9 protein-coding genes are annotated in these 13,673 nt (G+C 78.5%); 6 read left to right on the top strand and 3 right to left on the bottom strand.

From position 1 onward, the window contains the following. Positions 1 to 139 precede the first annotated feature (139 nt). Both ACFY07_RS17120 and ACFY07_RS17115 read left to right on the top strand, forming a co-directional pair. The gene (locus ACFY07_RS17120; RefSeq protein WP_390869394.1) at positions 140 to 1,633 is read left to right on the top strand and encodes an MFS transporter; all 1,494 of its coding nucleotides are present in this window, start codon (positions 140 to 142) and stop codon (positions 1,631 to 1,633) included. A gap of 210 nt (positions 1,634 to 1,843) precedes the next feature. Next, a complete protein-coding gene (locus ACFY07_RS17115) occupies positions 1,844 to 3,202 on the top strand; it encodes an MFS transporter (RefSeq protein WP_390869392.1) in 1,359 nt (452 codons plus the stop codon). A 14-nt stretch (positions 3,203 to 3,216) separates the two neighbouring features. Here ACFY07_RS17115 and ACFY07_RS17110 read toward each other — a convergent pair whose 3' ends face one another. Further along, on the bottom strand, positions 3,217 to 3,948 hold the full coding sequence (locus ACFY07_RS17110) for a class I SAM-dependent methyltransferase (protein WP_390869390.1): 732 nt from the start codon (positions 3,946 to 3,948) through the stop codon (positions 3,217 to 3,219). A 177-nt stretch (positions 3,949 to 4,125) separates the two neighbouring features. Between ACFY07_RS17110 and ACFY07_RS17105 the strand changes: the two genes are divergently transcribed. Further along, the gene (locus ACFY07_RS17105; RefSeq protein ID WP_390869389.1) at positions 4,126 to 5,238 is read left to right on the top strand and encodes a zinc-dependent alcohol dehydrogenase family protein; all 1,113 of its coding nucleotides are present in this window, start codon (positions 4,126 to 4,128) and stop codon (positions 5,236 to 5,238) included. Between the two features lie 135 nt (positions 5,239 to 5,373). Here the strand turns inward: ACFY07_RS17105 and ACFY07_RS17100 are convergent, their stop codons facing one another. Beyond that, the gene (locus tag ACFY07_RS17100) at positions 5,374 to 6,411 is read right to left on the bottom strand and encodes a hypothetical protein (RefSeq protein WP_390869388.1); all 1,038 of its coding nucleotides are present in this window, start codon (positions 6,409 to 6,411) and stop codon (positions 5,374 to 5,376) included. 312 nt (positions 6,412 to 6,723) lie between these two features. Here ACFY07_RS17100 and ACFY07_RS17095 point away from each other — a divergent pair, with 312 nt between their 5' ends. Further along, positions 6,724 to 9,663, top strand: a complete 2,940-nt coding sequence (locus ACFY07_RS17095) for an AAA family ATPase (protein WP_390869387.1) — start codon at positions 6,724 to 6,726, stop codon at positions 9,661 to 9,663. Positions 9,664 to 9,774: 111 nt separating this feature from the next. On the opposite strand, the gene ACFY07_RS17090 is transcribed toward ACFY07_RS17095, so the two are convergent. After that, positions 9,775 to 10,647, bottom strand: coding sequence for an SMP-30/gluconolactonase/LRE family protein (locus ACFY07_RS17090; protein WP_390869386.1), 873 nt, complete (start codon positions 10,645 to 10,647; stop codon positions 9,775 to 9,777). 462 nt (positions 10,648 to 11,109) lie between these two features. On the opposite strand from ACFY07_RS17090, the gene ACFY07_RS17085 reads away from it, so the two are divergent. Further along, the gene (locus ACFY07_RS17085; protein WP_390869385.1) at positions 11,110 to 12,159 is read left to right on the top strand and encodes an aminotransferase class I/II-fold pyridoxal phosphate-dependent enzyme; all 1,050 of its coding nucleotides are present in this window, start codon (positions 11,110 to 11,112) and stop codon (positions 12,157 to 12,159) included. A gap of 131 nt (positions 12,160 to 12,290) precedes the next feature. After that, a complete protein-coding gene (gene egtA / locus ACFY07_RS17080; RefSeq protein WP_390869384.1) occupies positions 12,291 to 13,664 on the top strand; it encodes an ergothioneine biosynthesis glutamate--cysteine ligase EgtA in 1,374 nt (457 codons plus the stop codon). Positions 13,665 to 13,673 lie beyond the last annotated feature (9 nt).

Genomic DNA, 13,673 nt, shown 5'->3' with positions numbered 1-13,673 from the left:
ACCGCGGCCCCGAGCGACGGCACCGACCCGCAGCCCGACCCGTACGCACCGGCACGCCGGTGCGCCCGTCCGCCGGCCGGACGGCGCACCCGTGCGTCCGATCCTGCACGCCCGACCCGTGACGATTGTGAGTACCCCCATGCCGGAAACGGCCGCCCCGCACCCCAGGCGCTGGACAGCCCTGGTCTTCATCGCCCTCGCCCAGCTGATGGTGGTCCTCGACGGCACCATCGTGAACATCGCCCTGCCCTCCGCCCAGCACGACCTCGGCATCTCCGACGGCAACCGCCAGTGGGTGATCACCGCCTACACCCTCGCCTTCGGCGGCCTGCTGCTGCTCGGCGGCCGCATCGCCGACATCGCCGGCCGCAAGCGCGTCTTCATCACCGGCCTGATCGGCTTCGCCGGCGCCTCCGCCCTCGGCGGCGCCGCCCTGAACACCGGCATGCTCCTCGGCGCCCGCGCCCTCCAGGGCGTCTTCGGCGCGCTGCTCGCCCCCGCCGCGCTGTCCCTGCTCGCCGTGACCTTCACCGAGGCCAAGGAGCGCGCCAAGGCGTTCGGCGTCTTCGGCGCCATCGCCGGCGGCGGCGGCGCGCTCGGCCTGATCCTCGGCGGCGTGCTCACCGAGTACCTCAACTGGCGCTGGGCGCTCTACGTCAACGTGCCGATCGCCGCCGTGGCCGCCTTCGGCGCCGCCGCCGTCGTGCACGAGCCCGCCGGCAGCCGCAACCGCAACCGCCTCGACATCCCCGGCGTCGTCCTGGCCACCCTCGGCCTCGTCACCCTGGTCTACGGCTTCACCCGCGTCGAGAGCGACGGCTGGACCGCCCCCGCCCCCCTCGGCCTCTTCGCGACCGCCGTCGTCCTGCTGGCCGCCTTCGTCGCCGTGGAGGCCCGGGTGAAGGCCCCGCTGCTCCCGCTGCGGGTCGTCACCGACCGCAACCGCGCAGGCGTGTACCTCTCGCTGGGCCTCGCCATCATCGGCATGTTCGGCCTCTTCCTCTTCCTCACCTACTACCTGCAGGTCGTCAAGGGCTACTCCCCGGTCGTCACCGGCCTGGCCTTCCTGCCGATGGTCGCCGGCATGATCACCGGCTCCACCCAGATCGGCGCCCGCCTGATGAACCGGGTCCCCCCGCGCCTGCTCATGGGCCCCGGCTTCCTGCTGGCCGCGCTCGGCATGCTGCTCCTCACCCGGCTGGAGGTCGGCAGCCCCTACGCGGGGCTGATCCTCCCCGCCGAGCTCATGCTCGGCCTCGGCATGGGCACCTCCTTCATGCCGGCGATGAGCCTGGCGACGTACGGCGTCCAGCCGCGCGACGCCGGTGTCGCCTCCGCCATGGTCAACACCTCCCAGCAGGTCGGCGGCTCCATCGGCACCGCCCTGCTGAACACGGTCGCGGCGAGCGCCACCGCCCACTGGCTGGCCTCCCACGGCGGCGACCTGCGGCTCGTCAACCAGGCCGCGGTGCACGGCTACGCCACCGCCATCGGGTGGGCCGCCGGCATCCTGGCCACCGCGTCGGCCATCGCCTTCACCTTCATCACCACCGGGCGCCAGGACGGCGGCGCCGCGGTCGCCTCCGGGAAGGGCGCCGCGGACGAGGTCCCCGTCCCGGTCGTCGCCCACTGAGGCACGCCCACCGGCGCGGCCCGGCCGCGCCCCTCCCGTCCGGGGCCCGCTCCACGCGCGGAGCGGGCCCCGGCGCGTGCCCGGGGCCCGCCGTCCGCGGGCCGAAGTGGCCCACGCGGACGGCGGCGGAGCGGCCCTGGGCGGACGGTCCTCCCCGCCCTACGGTGGTGCGGCGCACCCCTCCCCTCCGCCGGACGACCGAGGAGCCGCATGCCCAGCCGGACCTCCAGGACCTCCCGGACCTGCCGGACTCCCCGGACCTGCCGCCCTGAGCGCCTGTCGCGCCCCGCCCGTCCCGGCGGTCCTGCCCGTCCCGGCGGCCCCGGCCGCCCCGCCCGTCCGGAGCGGGGGCTCGCGCTCGCCCAGACGGCCAACTCCGTCGGCGACGGCGCCTACCTCGTCTGCTCCGCCCTCTTCCTCGTCCGCGTCGCGGGCCTCTCCCCGGCCCTCATCGGCCTCGGCCTCGGCCTCTCCTGGGCCGTCGGCACCCTGGCGGGCATCCCGCTGGGCCACCTCGCCGACCGGCACGGGCCGCGCGGCACCTCCGCGCTGCTCGCCCTCGCGACCGCCGGTGCCCTCGGCGCCCTCCTCCTCGTCCGCTCCTTCCCTCCGTTCCTGGCGGTCGCCTGCCTCTACGCGTCCGGTCAGTGCGGCCTGGCCGCGGCCCGCCAGGCCCTGCTGGCGGGGCTGGTCGGCCCCGACCGGCGCACCGCCGTGCGGGCCCGGCTGCAGTCCTGCGGCAACGCCGGACTCGTCGCGGGCGCGGCCCTCGGAGGAGTGGCCCTGCACCTCGGCACCCGCCAGGCGTTCCTGGGGGCGCTCGCCCTCGATGCGGCCGCCTTCCTGGCCTGTGCCGCCCTGCTGCTGCGGGTGCCCGCCGTCCCGGCCGCCCCGCCCGCGCCCGGCGGCGGTCCGGCCCTCGCGGTGCTGCGCGACCGGCCGTACGCCCTGCTCGCCCTCCTCAACGCCCTGATGCTGCTGCGGATGCCGCTGCTCAGCCTCGCCCTCCCGCTCTGGACCGTGCAGCGGACCGCCGCACCGCCCTGGACCGGGTCCGCACTGCTGGTCCTCAACACCCTGGGGGTGGTGCTCTTCCAGGTGCGGGCCGCCCGGGGCGTCCGCGGACCGGCCGCCGCCGTCCGGGCCGTCCGGCGGTCCGGACTGCTGGTGCCGGCCTCGTGCGTCGTCCTCGCGCTCTCCGGCGGCGCCGCTCCGGCCCCGACGGCCGTGGCGCTGCTGCTCGTGGGCGTCGCCCTGCTGACCGCGGGCGAGACGGTGCAGTCCGCCGGCGGGTGGGAGCTCGGCTCCTGCCTCGCCCCCGACCACCGGCAGGGCCAGTACCAGGGCTTCTACGGCAGCGGGGTCGCCGTCGCGCGGACGCTCGGGCCGCCACTCCTCACCGGACTCGTGGTGGAGGGGGGCACGTCCGGCTGGCTGCTGCTGGGACTCCTCTTCCTTTGCGCCGGGCTCGCCACCGGCCCGGCCGCCCGCTGGGCGGTGCGCACCCGCCCGGACACCGTCCCGGACACCGTCCCGGACACCGTTCCGGCGGCCGCCCTGCCGGGCTGACCGGACCGCCGGGCTCAGACGTCCTTGCGGAGGGCCAGCAGGCGGTACACGGGATCCGGCCGGGGGCGGTCCTGGTCGGGCAGCGCGGCCAGCGACGCCGCGAGGGAAGCGGCCTGATGCTCCGTCACCCGGATTGCGGACGGGCAGGCGCCATGCGCCAGTCCGGCGGCGGCCGACCGCGGCGACCGCCCCTGGCCGTGCCCGGTGAAGGACGCCCCGCCGCAGGGCCGCAGCCCGTGCCGTGCGGCGTGCCCGGCCACCAGGGCGCGTCCGTCGGACGCGTCCGGCCGCCGGAAGGGCGCGAGCAGCGCGTCGATGTCGCTGTCCGCGTCGTGCGAGGCGTCCTTGTCGACGGTCGCGACCAGCACCCCGCCCGGCTGCAGCACCCGGGCGCACTCGGCGACCACCGGTGCGGCGTCGGGCAGCAGGTGCAGCAGCCAGACGGCGCTCACCGCGTCCAGGGTGCCGTCGGCGAACGGGAGGCGCCGGGCGTCCGCCAGCACGACCGCCCCGCCCAGGCGGGCCGCCGCCAGCCGGAGCATGCCGGGGGACGCGTCCGCGCCCGCCACCCGCAGGCCCGGCCGGGAGATCCGGGCGCTGACCAGGCCGGTGCCGCAGCCGACGTCGAGGAGGGTGCGCACGTCCGGCGGCAGCAGCCCCAGGACCGCCCGCGCGGCGGCCTCCGCGCGCCGCACCCCGCCCCGGCTCGCGTCGTAGCGGTCGGCCTCGGTGTCGTAGTCCAGCATGGCCCGCACCCTAGGCCCGCGGTCCGTCCCCGCCCGTTGCCCTCCCCACCCTTCCCGCAGCCCGCAGCCCGCAGCCCGCAGCCCGCCCTGCCGGGCCGCGCGCCCCGCCGGTCCACGCCCTGCGCCGGGCCGCGGGCGGCGGTAGCGTCGAGGGGCCACCGCGGGAGGAGTCCGACCGTGCCGACAGCACACCAGTCGACGACCACCACGGCCTGGGTCGTGGACCGGCCCGGCCCCGCTGCGGACGGCCCGCTGCGCCGGGTCGAGCGGGAGCTCCCGCCCCCGGGGCCCCACCAGCTGCTCGTCGAGGTCTCCGCCTGCGGCGTCTGCCGCACCGACCTGCACCTCGCCGAGGGCGACCTGGCACCGCACCTGCCGCGCTGCACACCCGGCCACGAGGTGGTGGGCCGGGTCCTGGCGGCCGGTCCTGGCGCGGAGGGGCCCGCCGCCCCGGAGGGCTTCGCCGGTGACCGGGAGGGCTTCGCCGGTGACCTGGAGGGCTTCGCCCCGGGCGACCGGGTGGGCGTCGCCTGGCTGGCCGGCACCTGCGGGCACTGCCCCTGGTGCCGCAGCGGACGCGAGAACCTCTGCCCGCACTCCCGCTACACCGGCTGGGACGTCCACGGCGGCTACGCCGGCCACCTCCTCGCCGACGCCCGCTACGCCTACCGGCTGCCCGAGGACGCCCCCGCGTGGCGGGGCTGGGCCGACGAGGAGATCGCCCCGCTGCTCTGCGCGGGCATCATCGGGTACCGCGCGCTGGAGCGGGCCCGGCTGCCCCGCGGCGGCCGCCTGGGCATGTACGGGTACGGCGCGTCGGCCCACCTGACGGCCCAGCTGGCGACCGCTCGCGGCGCGGTCGTCCACGTGCTCACCCGCTCCGAGGAGGCCCGGCGGCTCGCCCTGGACCTGGGCGCGGCCTCGGCGGGCGGCGCCCACGACGCGCCGCCCGAGCCGCTGGACGCGGCGATCCTCTTCGCCCCCGTCGGCGACCTGGTGCCGACCGCCCTCGCCGCCCTGGACCGCGGCGGCACGCTGGCGGTGGCCGGCATCCACCTGAGCGACATCCCGCCGCTGCGGTACGCCGACCACCTCTTCCAGGAGCGGACGCTGCGCAGCGTCACCGCGAACACCCGGGCGGACGGCCGGGCCTACCTCGCCGAGGCGGCCCGGCTGCGCCCGCAGGTGCACGTGACCCGCCGCCCGATGGCCGAGGCCGACCGGGTGCTGGCCGACCTCGCGGCGGACCGGGTCACCGGCGCCGCGGTGCTCGTCCCCGGCCCGGCCTGAACCGCACCGGGGACCGCCCGTACCGCGCCCGGACCCGGACCGGCGCCTCCGCGCCCGGACCCGGACCGTCCCCCCGAACCGCGCCCGGGCCGGGGCGGCTCCGGCCCGCCGCGGCCCGGACCCGCGCCCGCACCGTCAGGCGTGCGGCCCGCCCGGGGCCCGGCCGGTCGCCTCCAGCAGCTCCCGCCCGTCGGGCACGGCGTGGGAGCGGTACCGGCCCGTCTCCCGCGACCAGGCGGCGTGGCCCGCCATCCAGTGCCCCAGTCCGTCGACCGTGCCGAGCAGCGCCCGGGCCTGGTCGTCCGGCAGGCCCCGGCAGAGGTCGCGGACCGCCGCGGCCGCCTCACAGAACCGTTTCACCTCGGCGTCGATCCGCACCACCACCTCCCGGGCGGCCTCCTCCAGGGGCACGCCGAGCTGCCGGTGGAGGACGGTCACGTAGTTGCACAGGTCGCCCACCGAGATCTCCTTGGGCGCCGAGAAGAGGTCGTTGGTCCAGCCGATGGCGTTGACCGCGGACTCCCGCAGGGCCGCCACCTCCGGGCGGGCCAGCAGGTGCTCGGGCACCGGGCGGCCGGTGCCGTACTCGATGAGGTCCGCCCCCGTGTACATCGCGACCGTCGACGACCGGTGGGCGCTGTACGCGGCCTCGTCCAGCACCGCGCGCGACCCGTTCACCGAGGCCTGGCGGCGGTAGGAGTGCAGGAAGTCGACGACGTTGCGGGTGAACCGCGCGTTCCACTCCGCGGGCATGGCCCGGGTGATCCGCCGCCGCAGCCGGGCCAGCGCGTCGCGGGAACGGGCCACCTCGCGGCTGGGGGCCGGGGGCCTGCGGAGGGTCCGCCGCCCGCGGCAGACCGGCTCCATGCAGGCGATCACGCGCTCCACGAACCCCGCGTCACGCCCCTCCGGCGTGTCGTCCAGGAGGTCGTCGAAGGCGAAGATCCAGCCGGTCCAGTCGGCGAGGGTGAGCAGCCGCCCGTACTCCGCGTCCGCGTAGACGCGGGCCGCGAACCGGCCGAAGAGCATGGAGTCGAAGGCGTCGGCGGCCGCCCCGGGGGCGACGATGCGCCTGCTGCGGGCCCAGCCCCGCAGGTGCTCCTCGGCCTGCGCGGCGTACGGGCTGATCACGGAAGGGAAGGGGAATTCGGGCAGCGGGAGGGTGAGTTCCACGGTCTTCTCCGGATTCTTCGTCCAGTCGCCTCGACGGCGCCGGAGGCCTCTGCGGCGCACGGCCGCCCACCGGTGGGGGCACGGCGTCTCCTCCTCCGGGACGGCGCATGCCGGGGTGCGGGGGCGCACGGCCGGACTGCGCGCGAGGTCGGCTCACGGTGATCCTCGTTCCGGAGACCGCAGCGGTAAACACCCTTCCCGGCCAACCTGTCCGGTTCCGCGCGGCCGATGCGCCCCCGGACCCGGCCGCCACCGGATAGCCTCGTGACGGGAAGTCATGTCGGCGGCGCAGACGACACAGAGAGGCCGGCCGTGACCGATCGGGACGACAACCGGGGCCCGGGGACCGAGGGCGGGGCCCCGGCCGTGCTGCTGGAGCGCGAACAGGAGGTCGCGGCCGCCGAGCGCGCCGTCGACGACCTCTGCCGCCGCGCCGCCGCGGGCGGCGGCCGGCCGGGCGGGACGCTGCTCGTCAGCGGGTCCGCCGGCACGGGCAAGACCGCCCTCCTCACCGAGGTCCGCCGCATCGCCTCCGCGCGCGGGGACTGCCGGGTGCTCTTCGCCCGCGGCGGCGAGCAGCAGCGCTCCCTCCCCTTCCACGTCGTCAGGCAGCTGCTGCAGCCGGTCCTCGTCGGCCGCAGCGAGGCGCAGCAGCGCGAGCTCTTCGGCCTCTGGTACGGGATCACGGGCCCGGCCGCCGGGCTGTTCGCGCCGCCCGACGGGGCCCTGGCCGACCCGCAGGGCGTCCGCGACGGCCTGGACCAGGTCTTCGCCCGCCTGGCGCGGCCCGGGAGCCCGCTGGTGCTGGTGGTCGACGACCTGCACTGGGCCGACCCGGAGTCGGCGGGGTGGCTCGCGTCGTTCCGGCAGCGCGTCCGCGAGCTCCCGGTCCTGCTGGTCCTCGCCCACCGGCCCGACGACCTCCCCCGGGAGGACCCCTTCCCGCGGCTGGTCGAGGACGGCGCCGGACGCCCCCTCGTCCTGCGTCCGCTCGGCCCCGCCGCGGTGGCGGAACTGGTGCGCGCCACCCTCGGTGGCGACGCCGACGACGCCTTCTGCCGCGAGTGCTGGACCGTCACCGCCGGCAACCCGTACGAGGCGGTGGAGCTGCTCGCCCGGGCCGAGGAGCGCGGGATCGCCCCCACCGCGGACAGCGCGGAGCTCCTGCGGGACCTGGGTGCCGCGGTGCGCGGCGCCGGACTCGTCGCCGAGCTGGAGAAGCTCGGTCCGGAGACCGTCCGCTACGCCTGGGCCGCCGCCGTCCTCGGCGACGACACCCCCGCGCCGCTGGCCGCCCGGCTCGCCGCCATGGACCCGGCCGAGGCCGAGCAGGCCGCCGAGCGGCTGCGGGAGGCCCGCGTCATCAAGGGCGGGCCCGTCCTGGAGTTCGTCCACCCCCTGATCGCCACCGCCGTCTACCGGGCCGTCCCGCCGGCCGCCCGCACCGCGATGCACGGCGTCGCCGCGCAGGCCGTGCGCGACGCGGGCCTCGGCGTCGCCGTCGCCGCCCGCCACCTGCTGGAGGTCCACCCCGACGGCGACGACGACCTCGTCGAGGTCCTCCGCGAGGCGGCCCGCGAGCACGTCGCCGTCGGCGCCCCCGACGCCGCCCGCCGCTGCCTGGAGCGGGCCCTGGCCGAGCCGCCCGCGGACGGCGACCGCGCCGACGTGCAGTACGAACTGGGCTGCGCCACCCTGCTCACCCAGCCCGCCGTCACCGTCAACCACCTGACCGCCGCCCTCGCCCGGCCCGGCCTGACCTCCTCCCGGCGGGAGAACGCGGCGCTGCGCCTGGCCCAGGCCCTCGGCCACCTGGACCGGCTGGACGAGGCCGTCGGCGTGCTCGCCGCCGAGGCGGCCCGCACCCCGCCGGGCCCCGCCCGCACCCGGCTCCTCGCGGGGCGCTTCATCTGGTCCGCGCTGCAGACCGACGACCGCGGCCGGGCGGACCGCTCCCGGCAGCTCGCCGACCTCGCCGGGGAGCTCGACGGCCGCGACGACGCCGCCGCCCGCGTCGTGCACGTGCTGCGCGCCTGGGACCTCACCCTGCGGGGCGAGCCCGCGGCGGAGGCCCAGGCCCTGGTGGACCGGGCGCTCGACGCCGGGAGGCTGCCCGCCGAGCTGGGCTGGACCAACCGCACCTGGGGCTTCGAGGTCCCCACCATGCTCGGCATGACCTGCACCTACACCGACCGGCTGGACCTCGCCGAGGAGCTGTTCGGCGACGCGGTGCGGGAGTTCGAGGTCGCCGGGTGGAGCGGGTCCCACCTCGGCTTCGCCTACTTCCTGCTCGGCCTGGTGCGCTTCCGCGGCGGCCGCCTGAGCGAGGCGGAGGACTTCCTGCGCAGCAGCCTGCGCACGGCCGAACGCCTGGGCCGGGGCGTCCCCCTGCAGTGGGACGCCGTCGGCGTCCTCATCGAGACGCTCCTGGCCCGCGGCCGGGCGGACGAGGCCATGGCCCTCGCCGAGCAGTACCGTTTCGGCCCGCCCTACCCCGCGGCCCTGCTGCTGCCGGACGCGCCCACCCTCCACAGCAGGCTGCTGCTCGCCCACGGCCGCACCGAGGAGGCCGCCGCCGAGCTCTCCGCGGTCGGCGCCCGCCTCGACGCCCGGGGCTGGCGCAACCCGGTCTGGTCGCCCTGGCGGTCCCTCCTCGCCCTCGCCGTGGCCGGCGACGACCCCGCCCGCGCCCGCTCCCTCGCCCGGGACGCGGTCCGCGACGCGGAGCGCTACGGCACCGGCACCGCCGTCGGCCAGGCCCTGCGGATGGGCGCCGCCGTCGCCGAGAGCCCCGACGAGTCCGAGGCGATGCTGGAACTGGCCGTCGCCCGGCTGGGCTGCTCCCCGTCCGCGTACGAGTACGCCCTCGCCCTCGTCGACCACGGCGCCGCCCTGCGCCGCGTGGGGCGCGCCTCCGACGCCGCCGAGCAGCTGCGCCACGGCGTGCAGCTGGCCAACCAGTGCGGGGCCGAGACACTGGCGGCGCGGGCCGCGGGGGAGCTCTCCGCGGCCGGGCTGCGCCCGCGCGGCCTGTACGCGCTCGGCGCCGAGGCGCTGACGGACCGTGAGCGCAGGGCCGCGGAGCTGGCGGTGCGCGGCGTGCCGTCCGACCGGATAGCGGTGGAGCTGGGCACGGGCGTGCGGATCGTCGACCGGCTGCTCGCGGCCGTCCACCGCAAGCTGGGCACCGGGCGGGAGGGCCTGCCCTCGGCGCTGGGCCTGCCGCCGGAGGACTCGCGCGACGGCGGGTGAGCCGGAGGGGCCGCCCCGGCGGCCCCGTCCCGCGACGGGGGCGGGCGGGGCCGCCGCCGCCCGTCCGGGATGCGGCCGACGCGACGCGGACCGGTGGTGCAGGGGCGGGCGTCAGGCGGACGGTCCGGCCCAGGGCACGGCCGGGAGGCCGCGGACCGGGGCGTCGCAGCGGAAGAGCGCGCCGTGCGGGGCCGGGTCGTCCGGGTCGGTGCCGCGGGCGGCGGTGGTGATCCACAGCGTGTCCAGGCCGTCGCCGCCGAAGGCCACGCTCGTCACCTGCGGCACCGGCAGCTCCACCGTCTCCAGCACCCGCCCGTCCGGCGCGAGGCAGCGCACCGCCGAACCGCCCCAGAACGCCACCCACAGGTTGCCCTCGGCGTCCAGCGCCATGCCGTCGGGGTCGCCGGACAGGTCCGAGGTGTCGATGCTGCGGACGAGCGGGCCCACCGGCCCGTGCTCGGGATAGACGTGGAGGCCGATCCGCCGGGTCGGGCTGTCGATGTGCCAGAGCCGGTCCGGCTCCGGCCACGCCAGGCCGTTCGGGACGAGCAGCCCGTCGAGCACCGGCACCGCGCGCGGCGCGCCGCCGCCCGTCTCCAGCCGGTACAGCGGGCCCGGCTCCGGCGTGCCGGAGAGCGCCGTCGTCCCGGCCAGCATCCGCCCGTACGGGTCGCACGCCCCGTCGTTCATCCGGCGGTCGGGCCGGTCGGCCTCCGCCGCGGCGACCGGTCCGAGGCGGCCGGAGGCCGTGTCCAGCACCTCGAAGCCCCGGTCGGTGGCCAGCAGCACCCGGTCGCCGTCGTACGGGGCCAGGGTGCCGGGCATGGTGTCCAGGTCCGTGCGGCCGGACTTCCCGGTGGCCGGGTCCAGCCACAGCACCGCGCGGTCCTCGATGCCGACCCAGCGGAGGCGCCCGGCCGCCGCGTCCCAGCGGGGGCTCTCGCCGAGCACGAGGCGGTCGGGGGAGACGGGGTCGGCGCGCACGGGGACTCCAGGAGGGTGCGGACGGGACCCGCGGGCCCCGCCGGTCCACGTGCGGGCCCGCGGTCGGGCGGGCGCCCGCGGCGGCTCCGGCCGGGGGCGGGACGACGCTAGCCGACGCCCGCCCGCCGGACCAGACCGCCTCCGCCCGCCCGCCCGCCCGTGCCAGCCCCGCCCCGCACCGGTGCCGCCGCCTACCGCCCGCCGCCCGCCGCCGGCGTCGCGGCCCGGTCGCGCGGGTAGGGAGAGGGACGCCCGCCCGCGCGACCCCGTGGAGGAGCCCTGGACACCGACGACCGGCCCACCGGCGACCGGCGCACCGCCGGCCCGCCCACCGGCGCGCCGCCCACCGGCCCGCCCACCGGCTTCGACCTCCCCTTCGACCGCTCCGGCACCGGCAGCAGCAAGTGGGCCGCCGCCGGTGCCGACGGCCGCCCCGGCCGGATCGCCCTGGGCCTCGCCGACATGGACCTCCCCGGCCCGCCCGCCGTCGCCGAGGCCCTGGCCTCCCGCGCCGCGCACCGCGCCTGGGGCTACACCGTCTGCGACCCGCGCGGCCGCGACCTGGTCGCCGCCTGGTACCGGGCCCGCCACGGCGCCGCCGTCGACCCCGACTGGGTGCTGCTGCTGCCCTTCGGCCCGCGCACCGCCGTCCGCCTGCTCCTGGAGGTGCTGCGCGCCGCGGGCCGCGGCGGACCGGTGCTGGCCCCGGTGCCCGAGTACGGCGGCTTCGCCCCCACCTGCCGGGCGGCCGGGCTGCCGTACGAGGAGGTGCCGCTGGCCCTGGAGGCGGACGGCTACCGCCTGCCCGTCGGCGGGTTCGCGGGCCGCCCGCTGTCCGCCGTCCTGCTCAGCAGCCCGCACAACCCCACCGCCCGGGTGTGGACGCGCTCCGCCGTGCGGTCGCTGGCCGAGGCGGCGGCCGAGGCGGGCGGGGTGCTGGTCTCCGACGAGGTCCACTCCGACCTGGTCCACCCCGGCGTGTCCCACCCCGTCGCGGTGGACGCCGCCGGCGACCTCGCCCCCTCCGTCGTCACGCTCAACTCCGTGGGCAAGACCTTCAACACCACGGGCCTCCCCAGCGCCTTCGCCCTCGTCCCCGACCCCGTGCTGCGGGAGCGCCTGCGGGAGGCGATGGCCGGATACGGCCTGTGGGAGGGCGGCCTGACGGCCCAACTGGTGCAGAACGCCGCCCTGGAGCACGGCGGGCCGTGGCTGGACGGCCTGCTCGGGTACCTGGCCGGCAGCCGCGACCTCGCCCTGGACGCCCTGCGCCGGGCCGCCCCGGGCGCCGTGCCCTCCCCGCCGCAGGCCTCCTACCTGCTCTGGCTGGACGCCGCCGCGCTGGGCCTGCCCGCCGCCGGGGCCTGCCGGCTGCTGCTGGAGGAGCGCGGACTCGGCCTCCAGGACGGTGCGGACTTCGGCGCCCCCGGCTTCCTGCGGCTGAACTACGCGCTGCCCCGCCCGCTCCTCGCGACGGCGCTCGACCGCCTCACCCGTCCGGCGCAGTCCTGAACCCCGCCGCCCGCACCGCCCCGACCTGCGCAGACACCTCGGCGTCGCGGCGGTTTGCCGCCGCGCGGGCATGCTTCGGTGCAGACTGGGCAGTGAGCCCCGGGCCGCAAGACCGAGGGACGGTGAGCCGAGTGAAACCCGTACGCCCCCCGATACAGACCGACGCCGGGCCGCCGCAGGCACCGCCCACCGTGACCCCGCTGACCGAGTCGCAGGCCGAGGCGTACGTCGCCAGCGTCTGCTTCAAGATCGGTCCGCCGCGCCGGGTCGGCGTCGAACTGGAGTGGATCGTCCAGGACGCCCGCGACGCCGCCGCCCCCGTGGACCCGGCCCGCACCGACGCCGCCGTCGAGGCCCTCGGCCTCCGGCCCGGACCCCCCGCCCTCCCCGGGGGCTCCCTCCTCACCCGCGAACCCGGCGGGCAGGTCGAGCTCAGCTCCCCGCCCGCCGAATCCCTCGCCGACTGCGCCGAGACCGTGCTGCGCGACCTCGCCGTCCTCCGCGGCGCCTTCGCCGCCCGCGGCCTGAACCTCGCCGGCACCGGCACCGACCCCCACCCGCGCGGCCGCCGCATGGTGGTCCGCGCCCCCCGGTACGCCGCCATGGCGGAGTTCTTCGGACGCGGCGGCCCCTGGGGCCGGGTCATGATGTGCGCCAGCGCCTCCGTGCAGGTCTGCGTGGACGCGGGCACCGACGGACCCGGGCCGCACGGCTTCCGCGACCGCTGGCGGCTGCTGCACCGCCTCGGGCCCGTCCTGGTGGCGGCCTTCGCCAACTCCCCGCTGCTGGACGGACGGCCCACCGGCCGCCGCTCCACCCGCCAGGCCGTCTGGGAGCGGATGGAGCCCACCCACACCCTCGCCCCGGCCCCGCTGGCCGGCGACCCCCGCACCGCCTGGGCCCGCGCCGCCCTCGACGCCGAACTGCTCTGCGTGCGCCGCCCCGGCGGCCGGCCCTGGACCGCCCCGAGCGGCCTGACCTTCCGCGACTGGCTGCGCGGCGCGGGGGAGCGGCCGCCCACCCTGGACGACCTCCGCTACCACCTCACCACCCTCTTCCCGCCCGTGCGCCCCCAGGGCCACTTCGAACTGCGCATGATCGACGCCCAGCCCGGCGACGGCTGGCTCGTCCCCACCGCACTGGTCACCGCCCTGCTGGACGACCCCCGCGCCGCCGACGCCGCCCTCGCGGCCCTCGAACCCCTCGGCGACCCCGACCGGGACCTCCCGGCCCCCCGGGGCTCCCTGTGGACCAGGGCCTCCACCCACGCCGTCGCCGACCCCGCGCTGCGCCGCGCCGCCCTCGCCTGCTTCGCCGCCGCCGACGGCGCGCTGCCCCGGCTGGACGCCCCGCCCGCGGTGCGGAACGCCCTCGCGGCCTTCGCCGACCGCTACACCGCCGCCGGGCGATGTCCCGCCGACGACCAGCTGGACGCCCTGGCCGGCCGCTCCCGGCGGGGCCCCGGCACCGACACCGCGACGACGCAGGAGACCGCCCCGTGCTGAACACCGAGC

This window comes from Streptomyces sp. NPDC001380 (genome assembly GCF_042895785.1).
Lineage (GTDB): Bacteria > Actinomycetota > Actinomycetes > Streptomycetales > Streptomycetaceae > Peterkaempfera.
Note: the sequence above shows the minus strand (reverse complement) of the source record. Positions and strands in the feature narration are given on the sequence as shown.

What these genes read in the sequence shown, in the direction of transcription:
- ACFY07_RS17120 (WP_390869394.1), top strand. Translation starts at nt 140, where the DNA reads ATGCCGGAAACGGCCGCCCCGCACCCCAGGCGCTGGACAGCCCTGGTC.
- ACFY07_RS17115 (WP_390869392.1), top strand. Translation starts at nt 1,844, where the DNA reads ATGCCCAGCCGGACCTCCAGGACCTCCCGGACCTGCCGGACTCCCCGG.
- ACFY07_RS17110 (WP_390869390.1), bottom strand. Translation starts at nt 3,948, where the DNA reads ATGCTGGACTACGACACCGAGGCCGACCGCTACGACGCGAGCCGGGGC.
- ACFY07_RS17085 (WP_390869385.1), top strand. Translation starts at nt 11,110, where the DNA reads ATGGACCTCCCCGGCCCGCCCGCCGTCGCCGAGGCCCTGGCCTCCCGC.